We start from the raw sequence: 17,656 nt of genomic DNA on the forward strand, positions 1-17,656 counted from the left end.
TTTATTGACTATTCCTCACATCCATCGCATCCCTAAGTGCATTTCCTATCAACATAAAAGCAGTAACCAAACTCATAATTGCCAATCCAGGAATGAGCGCTAAATACGGTTTCCCCAAAATAATGTAGGCGTAGTGGTCTTTTATGATTCCGCCCCAACTTGGCATTGGCGGTTGAGCTCCGATTCCCAAAAATGAAAGTCCGCTTTCAATAAGAATAGCTCCCGCAAAATTGGCCGCGGAAATTATAATTACTGGCGCCATACTATTCGGCAAAATATGTTTTACAATTATCCTGAAATCATTAAAGCCCAAAGCTCGTGCAGCTGTAACGTATTGCATCTGTTTTACGCCCATAACCTGCCCGCGGACCACGCGCGCGACTTCCACCCACATTGTGAGCCCAACGGCGATAAAAACCTGCCAAAAACCTTTACCTAGCGCCAAAGTGATCGCAATTACCAAAAGTAAAGTTGGGATGGACCAAGTAACATTTATAAGCCACATAATTGCGGCATCTACTTTTCCTCCAAAATAGCCTGCTATGGCTCCCATCGTGATTCCAATAACCAAAGAAATAAAAACCGCTACAAAACCAATAGCTAATGAAATCCGAATTCCAATAAGCATTCTGCTCAATAGGTCCCGGCCGTATTTATCAGTACCAAGAAGGAATTTCTTTTCTGAAATGTATTTCTTCGGAATTTCCTTTACGGACGATGCATTTGGAAATAACGAAAGTGAATATTCCTTTTGAAGCCCTTCAGTTCCATCTGGGGTATATTCTGTGATTTCAATCGAGTTTTGATTTAAAGAAAATTTAGAAACAGGAATTTCTGTATCTGCATTCTTTTTTCCGAAGAAGAAAACTGATACTGAATTTTGCGCTTCAACAGCTACGGGAATGGTTAACATCTTAACCGAAAAACCGGGATTTTTGGAATGGATAGAAAGGTGCATTTGGTTTGCATTCTGCGAATTATCTGGTGCCAAAGCGTACGCAAAAATCGCAACCAAAACGCAGACCATTAAAAACCCCAAACTAAAAACGCCCCAAAAGTTTTTTTTGAACTTTTGGAGCGCTATTCTAGTTAATGAAGTTGAGTTTTTCACACTTCAAATTTAGTAAAAATATGCTTGTTTCATTCAGAAACAACCAATGGCTTTCACTACTTATCAGTTTTTAATATCAGCCACATTTTTAGCCTTAATAGTATTCAGTTTCAAATCCTCAAGAACGTGTACTGCTTCTTCAATATACATATCCTTTCCTAAGTTTTTGTGCCATCTTTTTCGTTTTTCAGAAAGTGTTGTGTCTTGTTTCATCAAAGCGATTTCATAAGGCAAGGACTTAAAATCTAAGTGATTATTATACGTGTCTAACGCTTTGTAGCGCTTCGCATCTTCTTTGCGTTTATCAATTTCGGCGCTGTAGTCATTATAATTCAGGTTTACTTCTTTTTCGTCTCTTCGAAGTTTTATCCATTTGGCGTTATCGTCAATTAATTGCAACTGTTCATTTTGAGCCATTCGCGCTTTACTCTTCTCAATGGTTTCGTCATAATCTAAATATCCATCCCAAACATTATATTTGGCAGCAACAATTTTATCGTATGGCAACGGATTTGGATAATCTCTTTCGCCAATATCAATATAGCTGTAACGGTCTGGCATTACCACATCACTCTTAACCCCTTCTAACTGTGTGGAACCTCCATTAACGCGATAGAATTTTTGAATTGTCATTTTAACCGCTCCCAAATCGCCCAAATCGCTATTTTGAACCCATTGGTTTAGGTCTACTATACTTTGAACTGTTCCTTTTCCGTAAGTTTGCTTGCTACCTATTATTATTGCGCGTTTGTAATCTTGCATTGCCGCTGCCAGAATTTCTGAGGCTGAAGCTGAAAGCTCATTCACTAAAATAACCAAGGGTCCATCCCAAGTTATCTCACTGTCTTTATCTTCTAAAACATCCGTTTTTTCTGTGGAAACAACCTGCACCACAGGCCCTTTTTTAATGAACAGGCCAGCAATGTCTACTGCAGTTCTTAGAGATCCACCGCCATTGCCGCGAAGATCTAAAACAAGACCTTCCATTCCTTCTTCTTTTAGACGAAGAATTTCTTTTTTCACATCTGTAGCTGCATTTCTTTCTTTGTAATTTTCCATATCAAAGTAGAACTGCGGAAGATTTATCAATCCAAATTTGCGTCCATCTTTTTCAACAAAAGATGATTTTGCGTATGTTTCTTCCAGTTCCACAACATCACGGGTTAAGGTCTTATCTGAAATAGTTCCATCTACATTTTTAATGGTCAGAGTAACTTTTGTTCCTTTTGGCCCTTTGATTAATTTTACGGCATCATCAATACGCATACCCACTATACTCACAGACTCATCTTCATTTTCCTGTTTCACTTTTAAAATAGCGTCACCTACTTCAATTTTTTCACTTCGCCAAGCTGGACCACCATTTATAATTTCAATGACAGTTATGTAATCATTTTTCTTTTGAAGCCTTGCGCCAATACCTTCCAATTTTCCTGACATTTGCAGATCAAACCGGTCTTTCTCCTGTGGGGCGAAATAGTTACTGTGCGGATCATACTCTTCAACAATAGTGTTTAAATAGATTGAAAAATAATCCTTACGCTCCAAATCTTTAGTGAAATCATAATATTCATCTAATGAAGATTTTGTGGTTTCGCGGGCCTTTTCTTCTAGTTCAGCCAAAGATTTTGGCTCGAAAGGCTCCTCAGCCTTGGTCTCAGACTTTTTTTCCTTTCCCGAAATATCTATAATATTTTCATCATCGATGGTTTCTTCAGTATCCGTTATAGTATCCCCGCTTTCTCTTTTCTTCTGCTCTTCAACCAAATCATAATAACCAGAAAGTGTAGTGAACTTCAATTGTTGTTTCCAGCGTTCCTTTAAAGCTTTTTTTGATTCGGCATAGGCCAAATTATCATAATCTACATCTATAATCTCTTTTTCATTAAAATCAAAAGATTTGCTTAAAACTTCTGGGTATATCTTTTTTACATCATCCATGCGCTCCTGAAAACGGCCATACACAAGGTCAAAGAACGAAAGATCCTTATTTTTAATTTGGTCGTCAATCTCAGTTTTGTATTTGCTGAATTCCTCAAGATCAGAAGCTAAGAAATATCTTTTCAATGGATCCAATCCTTTTATGAAGTTTTCATAGACATCTGCCGAAAACGCATCATCTATATCCTTAGGATCATAATGCCCTTTCTGAAGCACGTAAGATATTAAGTCTAGTAGCAGTTTGTCTTTATCAGGATCTTTAAACTCCTTGGTAGTAAAACTGCAAGAAGCAACAGAAACAAAAACAACAAGGAATAAAATTTTAAAATTCTTTTTCATTAAGTGCATAGTAGTAGTCTATTTTTAAGAGTGCCTAAATTATATAAAAAACCGTGCCATTAAAGGAATTAGGTACTAATTTTTTGTTAAACAGTTCCTTTCAATTCTGTCTTGAAACCTATCGGGATCAGAATTCTATATTCAGAATTAATAAATGTATTTTTGGTGCTTTAAAATTTTATAGAATATGTCCAAAAAACGACCGCTTATATTAGTAACGAATGATGATGGCATCAATGCCCCAGGCATCCGCACCTTGATTGAAGTGATGAACACCCTCGGCGATGTTTGCGTGGTTGCACCAGATTCACCTCAAAGCGGAATGGGTCACGCCATAACTATTAACGATGCTCTGTATTGCAATAGTATAAAGGTGATAAACGGCGAACCCCACACAGAACACAGTTGTAGCGGTACTCCCGTAGATTGTGTGAAAATAGCGGTAAACGAAATTTTAAAACGTAAACCAGATCTGTGCGTTAGCGGTATAAACCACGGAAGCAACTCATCCATCAACGTAATTTACAGCGGAACGATGAGCGCAGCGGTTGAAGCTGGAACGTTGGGCATTCCTTCCATTGGATTTTCACTTTTGGACTATTCTTTGGAAGCAGATTTTAAACCTTCTAAAAAGTTTATAAAATTAATTACGGAACAAGTTCTTAAAAACGGACTGCCAAAAGGAGTTGTTTTAAACGTGAACATTCCAAAATTAGATGCTTCTGAAATTAAAGGAATCAAAGTCTGCCGACAAGCAAACGCGCATTGGGAAGAAAAATTTGATAAGCGAACAAATCCTCTAGGGCGCGACTATTATTGGCTTACGGGTGAATTTGTGAATGAAGACAAAGGTGAAGACACAGATGAATGGGCCTTACACAATGGTTTTGTATCTGTAGTCCCTGTTCAATTTGACCTCAACGCCCATCACGCAATGAAGGAACTTAATACTTGGGATTTGTAAACTCGGACTGATGACTGATGCCAGGAGACGGATGCAAAAACTGAAAACCGACAACTGATAACGGAGAACTGATAAAATGAAACCACACGTAAAAGAAATATTGATTGGATTATTAATAGGATTGGCGGCAAATCTGGCTGGAACTTATTTATATATTTTCTTTTTTTCAAAACTTAGCTTGGAATCTACGTTGCAAGCAGCTTTGGAAAATGATTTTCTGGGAAGTTTGATTGCTTTGGGCGCAATTTTAAATCTGATTGTATTCTTTATTCTTTTGAAAAAGAACCAGTATTACAGAGCCAGAGGAGTAGTTTTGGCTACAGTAATCGCTGCAATAGCTATTCTAATTTCGAAATTTTACTAAAAAGTCATTACCTTAGTGGCTAATAAAGAATTTTTTCTTCTTTAAACGCACTTTAAGGATTGGGAAAACTTTAAACCACCAACTATAAACTACCAACTTTTATGAGACGCGCAGTTTTCCCTGGAACTTTTGATCCGATTACCCTTGGACACGTAGATATTATTAAACGTGCACTTCCACTTTTTGATGAATTGATAATTGCCATCGGCGTAAATGCAGACAAAAAGACACTATTTTCGTTGGAAGAAAGGATTCAATTTATTGAAAACACTTTTAAAGGAGAATCTAAAATAACCGTAAAGAGCTATTCTGGACTTACCGCAAAGTTTTGTATTTCTGAAAAAGCGCAGTTTATAGTCCGCGGTTTGCGAAACACTACAGATTTGAATTATGAGCAGCCAATCGCCCAAACCAATTATCAAATGGCGAAGGTTGAAAGTATTTTTCTGATTTGCTCACCAGAAGTTTCAAACATTTCCTCAACTATAGTTAGAGATGTTATGCGGAATGATGGGGATTATTCTGGGTTGGTTCCAACTTCGGTTAAAAAATAATAAGTCTAAAAAAATATTCAACAAAAAAACCCTTCCAGTTTCCTGAAAGGGTTTTCAAAATATTTTTAACACGAATTAAAGCGCAGCTACGTGCTTAGCCATATTCGATTTTAAATTGGAAGCCTTATTCGCGTGAATAACGTTTTTCTTAGCCAATTTGTCTATCATAGAAACAACAGTAGGAAACATAGTTTCAGCCTCTTTCTTGTCAGTAAGTTCTTGGAACCTCTTCATGGCGTTACGGGCAGTTTTGTGCTGGTAACGGTTACGCAAGCGCTTTGCCTCGTTGCTTCTTATTCTCTTTAATGCTGACTTGTGATTTGCCATTGTGTATTTATTTAATTCTATTTTTTGTAGTCCGTAGGGGAATCGAACCCCTGTTACCAGGATGAAAACCTGGCGTCCTAACCCCTAGACGAACGGACCATTATATTTCTCTAAATGCGGATGCAAAAATACAACTATTTTTGAATGGCGCAAATCCTAAATTACTTTTTTCGAAAAAAATTAATATGCTCTTGCAAAAAGTACTTTTCTAGAAGAAGGATTCCCTGTAACCATGCACTCTCCCCGCACAATCTCTCCGTCTAGAGGAATACATCTTATAGTTGCTTTTGTTTCGTTCTTTATTTTTTCTTCAGTTTCAGAAGTTCCGTCCCAATGCGCTAGAATAAAGCCACCTTTGGAGTCTAGAACATTCTTAAATTCTTCATATGTAGCAACTTCCGTAGTGTTTTCTGCTCTATGTGAAACAGCTTTCTTATAAAGATTAGCCTGAATTTCATTCATCAAGGAAACTACTTTTTCAACAACATTTTCATTGCTAACAAATTCTTTTTGAAGCGTATCTCTTCTAGCTAGCTCCACAGTTCCTTTTTCAACGTCTTTTGGACCGATAGCAATTCTTACCGGAACTCCTTTTAATTCATATTCATTAAATTTCCAACCTGGTTTTTGGGTATCGCGGTTGTCATATTTCACACGAATTCCTTTGGAACGTAGGTTTGTCATTAAATCTTTAGCCACCTTATCAACGGCCTCAAACTCTTCATCCTTTCTATAAATAGGAACAATCACAACTTGATCTGGGGCTAAATTTGGAGGTAAAACTAATCCATTGTCATCGCTATGCGTCATAACCAAAGCACCCATCAATCTTGTGGAAACACCCCAAGAGGTTGCCCAAACGTAATCCAAAACTCCTTCTTTAGAAGTAAACTTAACATCAAAAGCTTTTGCGAAATTCTGCCCTAAAAAGTGGGATGTTCCAGCTTGCAATGCCTTTCCATCCTGCATCAAAGCTTCAATACAGTAGGTCTCCAATGCTCCAGCAAAACGTTCGCTCTCGGTTTTTGTTCCTTTTATAACTGGAATAGCCATATAATTTTCAGCAAAATCTGAATATACATTCATCATTTGTTCTGCTTCTGCAATTGCTTCGTTTTCGGTCGCGTGCGCAGTGTGGCCTTCTTGCCACAAAAATTCAGTAGTACGTAAAAATAAACGTGTACGCATTTCCCAACGCACTACATTTGCCCATTGGTTTATTAAAAGCGGTAAATCTCGATAAGACTGAATCCACTTTCGGTAGGTATCCCAGATAATGGTTTCAGAAGTTGGTCTTACAATTAATTCTTCTTCTAACTTTGCATCTGGATCAACAATAACGCCACTTCCATCTTCGGCATTTTTCAATCTATAATGGGTAACCACAGCGCATTCTTTAGCAAAACCGTCAACATGGCTGGCTTCTTTACTAAAGTAAGATTTTGGAATAAAAAGCGGAAAATAGGCGTTCTGGTGACCAGTTTCTTTGAACATTCTGTCCAATTCGGCCTGCATGCGTTCCCAAATTGCATATCCGTAAGGTTTAATAACCATACATCCACGAACACCTGAGTTTTCAGCAAGATCTGCTTTGATTACCAGTTCATTATACCATTTGGAGTAATCTTCCTCTCTCGTTGTTAAATTCTTCGCCATAACTTGGTTTTTGGCACAAATGTTGTGTCTATGTTAAATGATTAGTAATTGTCCGCAAAACTACTTATTTTTATAATGTCCAACAATTAAATTACCATAGATATGTCCACTCAAAACTTTAAAATAAAACGTTTCATCCCCATAGCAATGGTGGGTATTCTCACACTTTTGCTTGCGTCCTGTGGAACATATAATAAAGGCTACAATGAAAATGATGGAATTTACTCTTCTGGCAACAATACAGCTGTAGAAGAAGGAAATAGCAATGATAATAATGCTTCTGATAAGTCAAATTATTACCAACAATATTTTCAATCGAAGTCTAATGCCTATTCAGATATGCCGGAGGAAGGAGCGATTTTTACCGATATTGACGCTTATTCCACCACAGAAAGTTTGGATGAGGAAGGAAATATAGTTATTGAAGATAATTATAGCGAAGAAGGCTACGGCGCTTGGGGAAGCAATCCAGAAAGCACTACGATAAACGTGTATAATTACGGTGGATCAGGTTATGGTTTTTACCACAGACCTTATTGGTACGGCGGTTATTGGAGCGGCTGGGGCTATCCTTACTATAACTATTACACACCTTATTGGGGTATGAGCTACGGTTATGGCAATCCATATTTCGGTTATGGATATGGTTACGGATACGGAAATCCTTATAATGGTTATGGTTATGGTTATGGTAATTACAACCCTTATTATAATGGCTCATACTACAACGGAGTATCCTACAATCGCGGAAGACGAAATACAGATTATAACAGAACTCAAGCTCGTGGAAGATCAAACGCAACATCTACAAGAAATTCATCTTATAGCCGTTCTGAAAATGCTCGTCGCATAAATAGAAACAATGTTCGCGCAAACACAACCCGCTCAACTCGTAACGAGTCAGTTCGTAATAACTCTTATAATACAGATCGCACAAATACGAGCCGTGTTATTAGAAACACACGTTCCAACACAACTAGAAGCGGAAGCACCACGCAACCTGTAAGAAGCAATACAACCAGAAGCAGCAATACCAGAAGTACGCGAAGCAGCAATTATTCTGCGCCTACACGTAGCAGTAGCTCTGGAACAATAAGAAGTTCAGGCGGTGGTGGAAGATCAAGTAGCGGAAGCAGTAGATCTAGCGGAGGCGGAAGAGGCCGTGGCTAAAATAAATTTTCAAAACTTACCTTTATAAGTACAGAAATATGATGCCCAATAACCATTTCAAATTATATCGAAATGATTTGGGCATTATTCTTTTCTATTTTCTAAATATTTTATTCATATGAAAAAATTAATATTTTTTATAATTATCGCCTTAAGCCTTAAAGTTACTCAAGCGCAAGACATTTCAGATGGTCTCCGCTATAGTACGGAACAAAATATAGGAACCGCTCGTTTTACTGCACTTAGTGGGGCAATGGGCGCCTTGGGCGGCGATTTCTCTGCAGTTAACGTAAATCCAGCCGGTGGCGCAGTTTTTCTGAATTCCAGCTTAGTGCTTTCCACATCGTTGCTTGATATTGAAAACAAAAGCAATTATTTCAATAACCGCGAAAATAGCTTTGCGAACGATGTTACTCTCAATCAAATAGGCGGAGTATTCGTTATAAATAATTCAAACGAAGAATCTTCATTCAAAAAGTTTACCATCGGAATAAATTATGATACCACTAAAAATTTCGAAAACGAGCTTTTCATTGCCGGTACTGGTAATAATTCCATAGGAAATTTCTTTTTGGAGCAAGCGCAAGGTATTTCTTTAAACCAACTACAATCAAGCTCCTATTCGAGACTAGGAGAAACATTAGGAGATTTTGCGCAAAACGCATTTTTGGGCTACCAAGCTTTTCTTTTTGATCCTGTTGAGCCGAATAATCCTTCGAATACTTCCTACGTTTCAAATATCGCAGACGGTAGTTTCAACCAAAAATATGCCTATCTTTCTCAAGGATACAATAGCAAATTCACAATAAATCTGGCTACTCAAATTACCGATAATTATTTTTTCGGAATTAATATAAATACACACACTATCAATTTTGACCAGAGTTCATTTTTACTTGAAACCAATAATAACGAAGGTTCCTTAGTGAATAGAGTCGGTTTTGAAAACAACTTGTCAGTTAATGGATCGGGAATTTCGGCTCAAATTGGAGCCATTGCGAAGGTTGCTAAAAACTTCCGTCTTGGATTAAGCTTGGATACCCCAACTTTGTATCAAATTTCCGAAGAAACGACCCAATCTCTTGAAAGCCGTCACCTTGTTAATGGACAAATAGTAAATGAGTTTATAAATCCGAATGTGATAAATGTTTACGAAGATTACAACCTTACAACTCCAGCAAAATTCACTGGGAGCGCCGCGTATATTTTTAATCAAAAAGGATTAATCAGTTTGGATTATTCCTATAAAGACTATTCTGCAGTAGAGTTTAGTCGTGTAGATAATTCTTTCAGCGCTGGTTTTGAAGATTTAAATCAAGCAATTAACAATACGCTAAAAGGTGCTTCAAGCTTTAATGCTGGTGCAGAATACAGAATCAATCAATTAAGTCTTCGAGGAGGTTTTCATTATGAAGAAAGTCCATACCAAAATACAGAAATAGTGGGCGACCTAACGGGATTCTCAGCTGGTGCGGGTTATAACTTTGGACGCTATACCGCAGATTTGGCATATTCAAGATCAGAACAAGAACGCAACCAGCAACTCTATTCCGTTGGTTTGACGGATTCTGCAAAAATTAATTCGATTTATAGCAATTTTGTATTGTCTTTGGGTTTCATCTTTTAAACGCCCCATTTAGCCATAATTTTTGTCAAAGTTTATTTCATCTGGACTAGCAAAACCTTAAAAATAACAACTTCTACCTTTTTAATACCACAATGCTATTGCGTATCTTTGCAGCCCTATATTAAAGATATTTTAATCAATGGATTTAGAAAAACACTTGAAAGAGATTGAAGCCATGGGCGACGACCACATAAGCGGTTCTACGGAAACACCTATGCGACCCGATGCATTTGAGCTTAGCGATATTGAAAAAATAGCAAGCATCAAAAAAGATGTCCAAAACATTATGCAAACTTTGGGCTTGGATCTTACTGACGACAGTCTGAAAGGCACCCCTAACCGTGTTGCAAAAATGTTTGTGCAAGAAATTTTTGGCGGTCTGCATCCAGATAGAAAACCAAAAGCTTCAACTTTCGAAAACAAATACAAGTATCAGGAAATGCTTGTAGAGAAGAACATAACCCTCTACTCTACTTGCGAGCACCATTTGCTTCCCATTGTTGGAAGAGCGCATATTGCCTATATTTCCAACGGCACCGTTGTTGGGCTTTCCAAGATGAATAGAATCGTAGATTATTACGCAAAACGTCCACAAGTTCAGGAGCGTTTAACAATGCAAATAGTGAAGGAACTGCAACAAGTTTTGAATACTGATGACGTTGCCTGCGTTATTGATGCCAAACACCTCTGCGTAAATTCCCGTGGAATTCGTGATATTGATAGCAGTACTGTAACTAGTGAATTTGGAGGGGCATTTAAAAATTCCGAAACCCGAAGAGAGTTTTTGGATTATATAAAGATGGATACGGAGTTTTAAAGATAAATTCCGAATTAAAAGTGCCAAATTCCAAAAAATTGAAATCCGCCGAATTGAAACCACAAGAACTTTACATATACAACTCGCTTTCAAAAAGCAAAGAAAAATTCACCCCCGTCCACGAAGGTGCAATAGGAATGTACGTTTGCGGACCAACTGTTTACAGCAATGTACATTTGGGAAACTGTAGAACCTTTCTTTCTTTCGATTTAGTTTTTAGATATTTGAAGCATTTAGGCTACAAAGTTCGCTATGTGCGGAACATTACTGATGCTGGCCATTTGGAAAACGATGGTGAAAGTGGCGACGATCCAATTCTTAAAAAAGCACGTCTTGAACAGTTGGAGCCTATGGAAGTTGTTCAAAAATACACGGTAGATTTCCACACTACAATGGCGAAATTCAACGCCTTGCCGCCAAGTATTGAACCTACCGCAACGGGACATATTATTGAACAAATTCATATTGTTGAAAAAATTATTAAAGAAGGTTTTGCTTACGAAAAAAATGGCTCAGTCTATTTTGATGTAGTAAAATTCAACGAAACCAATGAATACGGAAAACTAAGCGGCAGAAAGTTGGAAGATATGATTGCCAACACTCGCGAACTTTCCGCACAAACCGACAAGAAAAACCCACAGGATTTTGCTCTTTGGAAAAAAGCCGAACCACAGCATATTATGCGCTGGCCATCACCTTGGAGCGAGGGTTTTCCTGGTTGGCATTTGGAATGTACTGCGATGAGCACCAAATATTTGGGCAACAATTTCGATATTCATGGCGGCGGAATGGATCTAAAATTTCCCCATCACGAATGTGAGATTGCTCAAGCAGAAGCTTGCAACCATACGTCTCCAGTAAATTATTGGATGCACGCCAATATGCTTACGCTAAACGGTAAAAAAATGTCCAAATCCACTGGAAACTATATTCTTCCGAATGAAATGTTTACAGGCGAAAACGACGTTTTGAGCAAGGCCTTCTCCCCTGCTGTTACTAAATTTTTTATGTTTCAGGCGCATTACCGAAGTATTTTAGATTTCAGCAGCGATGCTTTGGAAGCTTCAGAAAAAGGATTTAATAAATTGATGGACGCTCATAGAACAATGTCTGAATTATCTACTTCAGAAAAAAGTAGTCTCGACATTGAAAGCTGGCGAAAATCTTGCTATGAGGCAATGAACGATGATTTCAACAGTCCGATTTTGATTGCAAATCTTTTTGAAGCGGTGCGATTCGTTAATTCCATAAAGGAAGAAAAAGAAACCATTTCTGCAAAAGACTTAGAATTGCTAAAGCAAACAATGAACGACTTCCTTTTTGAAGTTTTAGGCTTGCAAAACAACGATTCTGAAACTTCGCAAGATGGTGAAAAACTTGCTGCAGCTGTTGAACTTCTTATTCAATTAAGAAATCAAGCGCGTGCTAACAAAGATTTTGCAATGAGCGACAAGATTCGGGATGAACTCTCAACAAAGGGAATTCAGCTGAATGATGGAAAAGATGGAACTACTTTTCAAATTATGAATTAGGAGTTATGAGTTATGAGTTGAAAAAGATCATTGTCTATCCATTTGTACTGTTGATTCGGGGATACCAAACTTTTATTTCACCATTATTACCTTCCAGTTGCAGATATACACCAACTTGCTCACATTATGCCGTGGAAGCATTGCAAACACACGGTTTGTTGAAAGGCGGCTGGCTTGTGGCAAAACGAATAGCTACTTGTAATCCTTGGGGTGGCTCTGGCTACGACCCCGTTCCTCCAAAAAAAACTAACAATTAATTTTGAAATTATTTGTAACATTTTGAAGTAGAATTAATACTAAAGAATGTATAAAATTATGATTTTAGTCCTACCATTTAAGCCTTATCGTCCTATGTCATTCATTTAATAAAGAATTAAATATATGTTCCGCAATACTTTTCCGCTTTTGTTATCTTTACGCGGCGCAATAAAACCTCCACTATGCACTATTTAACTATTACTTGGAACCCTTCGGAAGGGATTGACCTTGGCTTTTTTATGATTCGTTATTACAGTTTGATGTTCGTTGTGGCATTTACGCTGGGTTGGATTTTGACTAAAAAGATTTTTGACAGAGAAGGGATTCCACAGGAAAAACTTGATAGTCTTTTTATATATATGGTTGTTGCCACTTTGCTTGGGGCGCGATTGGGCCACGTTATTTTTTATCAACCCGAATTATTTGTGGAAGATCCACTTTCGGTTTTTCTGCCAATACAAACAGTTCCCAACTTTGAATTTACAGGTTTCCAAGGTTTGGCCAGCCACGGAGCGGCAATTGCTTATGTTTTGGCAATGCTCTATTATAGTAAAAACGTAATTAAAAAACCTTTTTTCTGGGTAATGGACCGTATTGTTATTGCCGTAGCTGCTGGTGGAATTTTCGTTAGAATAGGGAATTTTCTTAATTCTGAAATCATCGGCAAACCTTCAGGAGACTTTCCACTTGGTGTACGTTTTGTTCACGAAGGCATCCGAAAGCAAGAAGCCGTAGCAGCAACGGGAATTAAAGAACCTAGCAAAGCTTATGATGCAATCGTTCACAATCCGCAATTTCTAGAATTACTGAATTCTGTTCCTTTTCGGCATGCAGCACAGCTTTATGAAGCGGCTGGTTATGTGATTGTGTTTTTAGTGTGCTGGTATTTATACTGGAAAACCGAACGCAGAAAACAGATTGGGTATATTTTCGGAGTATTCTTAATCCTACTTTTTACCGTTCGCTTTGTTGTGGAATTTGTAAAAGAAAGTCAAGGTGGTTTTGAATCTGCGCTTGGTTTACTTTCCACGGGACAATGGTTGAGTATTCCTTTTATAATCGCTGGAATCTACATAATGTGGAAAGCTTCAAAAAAACCGATTACCGAATAAAAAAACATCGTCACGAATTCACGAATGCCAATAGAAAAACATTGGTGAATTCGTAGTAAAAAATTTTCAAGAATGAAAAAAATATTTATTTCCGCTGCAATCGCAGCTTCTCTTTTCTCACTCTATAATTGTAAAGACACGCCAAAAGCTGAAAGTAAAAGTCTTACCAAAGAAATAACTTTCACTAAAGAAGGAGAACTTTCTTTATTGAAGGCTGAAAATGATTCAATAATTGCAACTCTAGACATTGAAATAGCTGATGATGAATACTCAACTCAAACTGGATTGATGTATCGTCATTCAATGGACGGAAACCAAGGAATGCTTTTCATTTTTGATGATTCACTACCACGTTCATTTTATATGAAGAATACTGAAATTCCTTTAGATATCATTTATTTCAATGCTAAAAAAGAAATAGTAAGTATCCAGAAAAACGCAAAGTCTTTTGATGAAACTTCACTTCCTTCCGAAGCCGCTTCACAATACGTTTTAGAAGTAAACGCTGGACTTTCCGACAGATGGAAACTTGGGAAAGGCGATAGAATTAAGTTTACTAAATATTGAATTGCTAATCACATAAAACAATAGGCGCGCGATGAATCGCACGCCAACAATTTAAAAATATATTTAAAACATAAAGCCCTTTCCAAAACGGAAAGGGCTTTATTATTTATATGAAGAAAGCGCTTATGCTTCCAAAGCTGCAGCAGCTTCGTCTTCTTCTTTTTTACCGATTAAATCTTCGATTTTCTTACGTTTAATTGTGTCATACATCAATGGTGTTGCTATGAACAATGATGAATAAGTACCTACAAAAATACCTACTATAATTGCAAACAACAGCCCTCTAATAGATTCTGCTCCGAAGAAGAACATACACAACAACACGATAAGTGTTGTAAATGAAGTGTTCAACGTTCTTCCAAGCGTACTGTTCAGTGCTACATCTATCACTCTATTCATTTTCCAAGCGGAATGTTCATTAAAGTACTCACGAATACGGTCAAACACAATAACGGTATCATTCAAGGAATAACCAACCACTGTCAGGATTGCCGCGATAAACGCTTGGTCAATCTCCATGCTGAAAGGCATAAACCTGTAAGTTAATGAGAACACACCAAGAACAATAACCACATCGTGGAAAATTGCCGCAACGGCACCCAAACCAAATTGCCATCTTCTGAAACGCAACAAGATATAAAGGAAAACTACCACTAGCGATCCAAATACAGCCCAGAATGAGTCTTTCTTAATATCATCTGCAATTGTTGGACTCACTTTGTAGTATTCCATTCTACCGATGGTTTTACCGGTTTGGTCACCAATAAACTGGTCGTAAGTCATATCTGCTGGCATTTCCTTTTTAACTGTTTCAAAAAGCATATGCTCTATTTCCTCATCAACATCAGTTCCGGTTTCATCTACTTTGTATTTGGTTGTAATCTTTAACTGATTGTCACCACCGTAGGTTTTCGCTTCGGCACTTCCAAAGGTTTTTATAAGGTCATTCTGAATTTCCTGAGAATTAACATCTTTCGCAAAACGAACGGTATAAGTTCGTCCACCCACAAAGTCAACCCCTTGGTTTAGACCTAGTGTAAACAATGAAGTAACACTTACCAAAATCATTATCGCTGAAAGAATATAAGCTGCTTTACGTTTTTTCAAGAACTGAATATTTACGTTTTTGAAAAGATCTTTAGTAACAGACGTAGAACAAGGAAGTGGCTTACCGTTTTTAGTATAACTGTCTATAAACAATCTTGTAATGAAAATTGCAGTAAACAATGAAGTTGCGATACCTATTAATAAGGTAGTAGCAAAACCTTGAATAGGACCAGTTCCGAAAACCAAAAGAATCAAACCTGTAAGACCAGTTGTAATGTTAGCATCAAGAATAGAAGACAACGCATTGTTAAAACCATCTTTAATAGCATCTTTCTGCGCCTTGCCTTTTGCAAGTTCTTCTTTAATCCTTTCAAAGATAAGTACGTTCGCATCCACAGACATACCTACCGTTAATACAATACCGGCAATACCAGGCAATGTAAGTACAGCACCTAGTCCAGCTAATATTCCGAAGATAAACAGAATGTTTACCATCAAAGCAATATCAGCAAAAGCACCCGCTTTTCCGTAGTAACCAATCATCCATAAAAGCACGATGAAAAGCGCAATAACGAAAGACATTACACCACTATTAATAGCTTCTTGACCCAATGTTGGCCCAACAACTTCTCCTTGAATAATTTCAGCAGAAGCTGGCAGCTTACCTGCACGCAATACGTTTGCTAAATCCTGCCCTTGTGGTACAGTAAAGTTTCCAGAAATCTGGCTACGACCTCCAGAAATTGGACCAGAAGTTACACCTGGTGCAGAGTAAACAATATCATCTAGAACAATAGCTATCTGGCTTTGGTTTTGATATGCATTACCCGTCATTTGTTCCCAAACTTTCGCACCTTGACCGTTCATTTGCATAGAAACAACTACACGACTTAAATTGTCATATTCCTGATCTGCACCTACAACTACGCTTCCTCCAAGTGGTGGAACGTTGTCTCTGTTTCCTTTTAAAGCATAAAGCGCTGTAGTTTCTTCACCATTCAATTGAAGGTTGGCTTCTGGTAAGCCCCAAACAAATTTGGCGTAACGCAATTCATTTGACAACAATGATTTTATTTGCGGATTGCGCAAGTAACCATTAACTACGGAAGTATCTTTCAATCTAAAAACAGCTATCACAGGACTTCCTTGGCTTCCTAAAGTAACCATTTTTGAAAGTATTGGATTGGCTTTACCATTATCAGCAAGTGAATCTTTCACATCCTGACCACCTAATAGTTTACTTACATCGTCTTCCTCTGTTTTTGTTGAATCAACAACAGTTTGTGAAGTGTCTGCAACTTTTGTAGTTTCTGTTTCAGTTGATGTTTTTGCCATTGCAATTTCACCAGCTTTTGCATCAGCAGCTTGTAAGAAACCTGCCATGTCTTCAAATTTATAAACATCCCAGAATTCAAGCTGAGCTGTACTTTGAAGCAGTTTCCGAACCCTGGCCACATCTTTAGCTCCTGGAAGCTCTACAAGTATTCTTGCAGATTTTCCTAAACGCTGAATGTTAGGTTGTGTAACCCCAAATTTGTCAATACGCTTACGCAATACTTCAAAAGCGGAAGTGATAGATTCATCAATTTTCTTCTCAATAACTGGTTTTACCTGTGCATTGGTCATTCCAACATTAATAACATCTTCAAGGTTTTTGTTGAAGAAAATATCTGGAGAAGCAAGATTGTTTTCACCTGGAAGCGCTTCAAAAGCCTTAAAGAAAGACTCTAAATAGGTATCCTGACTTTCTTTTTGTAGATCCGCAGCATTTTCCAACGCTTGGTTGAAGGCAGCATCTTTGGTGTTATTTGCCAATCCTTTCAAAATATCTTTTACAGACACTTCAAGAATTACGTTTATACCACCTTCAAGGTCAAGACCTTTATTAAGTTCCTTTTCTTTGGCGGTATTATAATCTATCCCTAAGAAAATTGGTTGAGCACCTACAGAATCTAGGTAACGCGCTTCTGCGCTATCACGTTCGTGTGGCTGATCTGCAGTAAATTTGTTGTTCGCAAATTCCTTAGCGCTGTCTTCCACATTATTTGCAATGTATGTGAATGAGAGCTGATAAATACTTACCAATCCAAAGAGGACGGCAAATACGGTAATTAATCCTTTGTTTTGCATGATTATGTTTTTTGGTCAGATTTTTTAAAACGCGCAAATATATGATTTGCTGTTATATCTGACAATTATCGTGGTTATTAAAAATTTAAATTTGATTGCTTCGGAATTTTAAAAAACGGAAGCTCCTATTCGAAAGTGAA

General features: G+C 37.6%; 15 protein-coding genes and 1 tRNA gene. 10 read left to right on the top strand and 6 right to left on the bottom strand.

All coding sequences use genetic code 11. The features are described from left to right. Position 1: 1 nt before the first annotated feature. Both AEQSU_RS02755 and AEQSU_RS02760 read right to left on the bottom strand, forming a co-directional pair. Positions 2–1,111 (bottom strand): ABC transporter permease, encoded by a 1,110-nt coding sequence (locus AEQSU_RS02755; RefSeq protein WP_042491566.1) that lies wholly within the window; start codon positions 1,109–1,111, stop codon positions 2–4. Between the two features lie 63 nt (positions 1,112–1,174). Then, entirely contained in the window at positions 1,175–3,391 is a 2,217-nt protein-coding gene (locus tag AEQSU_RS02760) for a carboxy terminal-processing peptidase (RefSeq protein ID WP_042491568.1), read from the bottom strand. A 187-nt stretch (positions 3,392–3,578) separates the two neighbouring features. Between AEQSU_RS02760 and surE the strand changes: the two genes are divergently transcribed. The 3 genes from surE to coaD all read left to right on the top strand — a co-directional run bounded on the left by surE (position 3,579) and on the right by coaD (position 5,273). Next, positions 3,579–4,355 (top strand): 5'/3'-nucleotidase SurE, encoded by a 777-nt coding sequence (gene surE, locus AEQSU_RS02765; protein WP_014781336.1) that lies wholly within the window; start codon positions 3,579–3,581, stop codon positions 4,353–4,355. A 76-nt stretch (positions 4,356–4,431) separates the two neighbouring features. After that, the gene (locus AEQSU_RS02770) at positions 4,432–4,719 is read left to right on the top strand and encodes a hypothetical protein (RefSeq protein ID WP_014781337.1); all 288 of its coding nucleotides are present in this window, start codon (positions 4,432–4,434) and stop codon (positions 4,717–4,719) included. 101 nt (positions 4,720–4,820) lie between these two features. Continuing rightward, on the top strand, positions 4,821–5,273 hold the full coding sequence (gene coaD, locus AEQSU_RS02775) for a pantetheine-phosphate adenylyltransferase (RefSeq protein ID WP_014781338.1): 453 nt from the start codon (positions 4,821–4,823) through the stop codon (positions 5,271–5,273). A 75-nt stretch (positions 5,274–5,348) separates the two neighbouring features. Here the strand turns inward: coaD and rpsT are convergent, their stop codons facing one another. The 3 genes from rpsT to proS all read right to left on the bottom strand — a co-directional run bounded on the left by rpsT (position 5,349) and on the right by proS (position 7,256). After that, positions 5,349–5,600 (bottom strand): 30S ribosomal protein S20, encoded by a 252-nt coding sequence (gene rpsT / locus AEQSU_RS02780; RefSeq protein WP_014781339.1) that lies wholly within the window; start codon positions 5,598–5,600, stop codon positions 5,349–5,351. Between the two features lie 27 nt (positions 5,601–5,627). Further along, positions 5,628–5,699 (bottom strand) — tRNA-Glu (locus AEQSU_RS02785). 81 nt (positions 5,700–5,780) lie between these two features. Next, positions 5,781–7,256, bottom strand: a complete 1,476-nt coding sequence (proS, locus tag AEQSU_RS02790; protein WP_014781340.1) for a proline--tRNA ligase — start codon at positions 7,254–7,256, stop codon at positions 5,781–5,783. Between the two features lie 102 nt (positions 7,257–7,358). On the opposite strand from proS, the gene AEQSU_RS02795 reads away from it, so the two are divergent. The 7 genes from AEQSU_RS02795 (at position 7,359) to AEQSU_RS02825 (ending at position 14,339) form a co-directional block, all read left to right on the top strand. Beyond that, positions 7,359–8,426, top strand: coding sequence for a hypothetical protein (locus tag AEQSU_RS02795; protein WP_014781341.1), 1,068 nt, complete (start codon positions 7,359–7,361; stop codon positions 8,424–8,426). Positions 8,427–8,544: 118 nt separating this feature from the next. After that, positions 8,545–10,053, top strand: coding sequence for an OmpP1/FadL family transporter (locus AEQSU_RS02800; protein WP_014781342.1), 1,509 nt, complete (start codon positions 8,545–8,547; stop codon positions 10,051–10,053). A gap of 139 nt (positions 10,054–10,192) precedes the next feature. Then, on the top strand, positions 10,193–10,870 hold the full coding sequence (folE, locus tag AEQSU_RS02805; RefSeq protein WP_014781343.1) for a GTP cyclohydrolase I FolE: 678 nt from the start codon (positions 10,193–10,195) through the stop codon (positions 10,868–10,870). 53 nt (positions 10,871–10,923) lie between these two features. Beyond that, positions 10,924–12,402 carry a cysteine--tRNA ligase gene (gene cysS, locus AEQSU_RS02810; protein WP_014781344.1) on the top strand — a complete coding sequence of 493 codons (1,479 nt, stop codon included), beginning with the start codon at positions 10,924–10,926 and terminating at the stop codon, positions 12,400–12,402. A gap of 5 nt (positions 12,403–12,407) precedes the next feature. Continuing rightward, the gene (yidD, locus tag AEQSU_RS02815; protein WP_014781345.1) at positions 12,408–12,659 is read left to right on the top strand and encodes a membrane protein insertion efficiency factor YidD; all 252 of its coding nucleotides are present in this window, start codon (positions 12,408–12,410) and stop codon (positions 12,657–12,659) included. 183 nt (positions 12,660–12,842) lie between these two features. Continuing rightward, entirely contained in the window at positions 12,843–13,772 is a 930-nt protein-coding gene (gene lgt, locus AEQSU_RS02820; RefSeq protein WP_014781346.1) for a prolipoprotein diacylglyceryl transferase, read from the top strand. Between the two features lie 72 nt (positions 13,773–13,844). Next, entirely contained in the window at positions 13,845–14,339 is a 495-nt protein-coding gene (locus AEQSU_RS02825; protein ID WP_014781347.1) for a DUF192 domain-containing protein, read from the top strand. A gap of 123 nt (positions 14,340–14,462) precedes the next feature. Here AEQSU_RS02825 and secDF read toward each other — a convergent pair whose 3' ends face one another. After that, a complete protein-coding gene (gene secDF / locus AEQSU_RS02830; RefSeq protein WP_014781348.1) occupies positions 14,463–17,516 on the bottom strand; it encodes a protein translocase subunit SecDF in 3,054 nt (1,017 codons plus the stop codon). Positions 17,517–17,656 lie beyond the last annotated feature (140 nt).

Origin of the sequence: Aequorivita sublithincola DSM 14238 (assembly GCF_000265385.1) — a bacterium.
GTDB lineage: Bacteria > Bacteroidota > Bacteroidia > Flavobacteriales > Flavobacteriaceae > Aequorivita > Aequorivita sublithincola.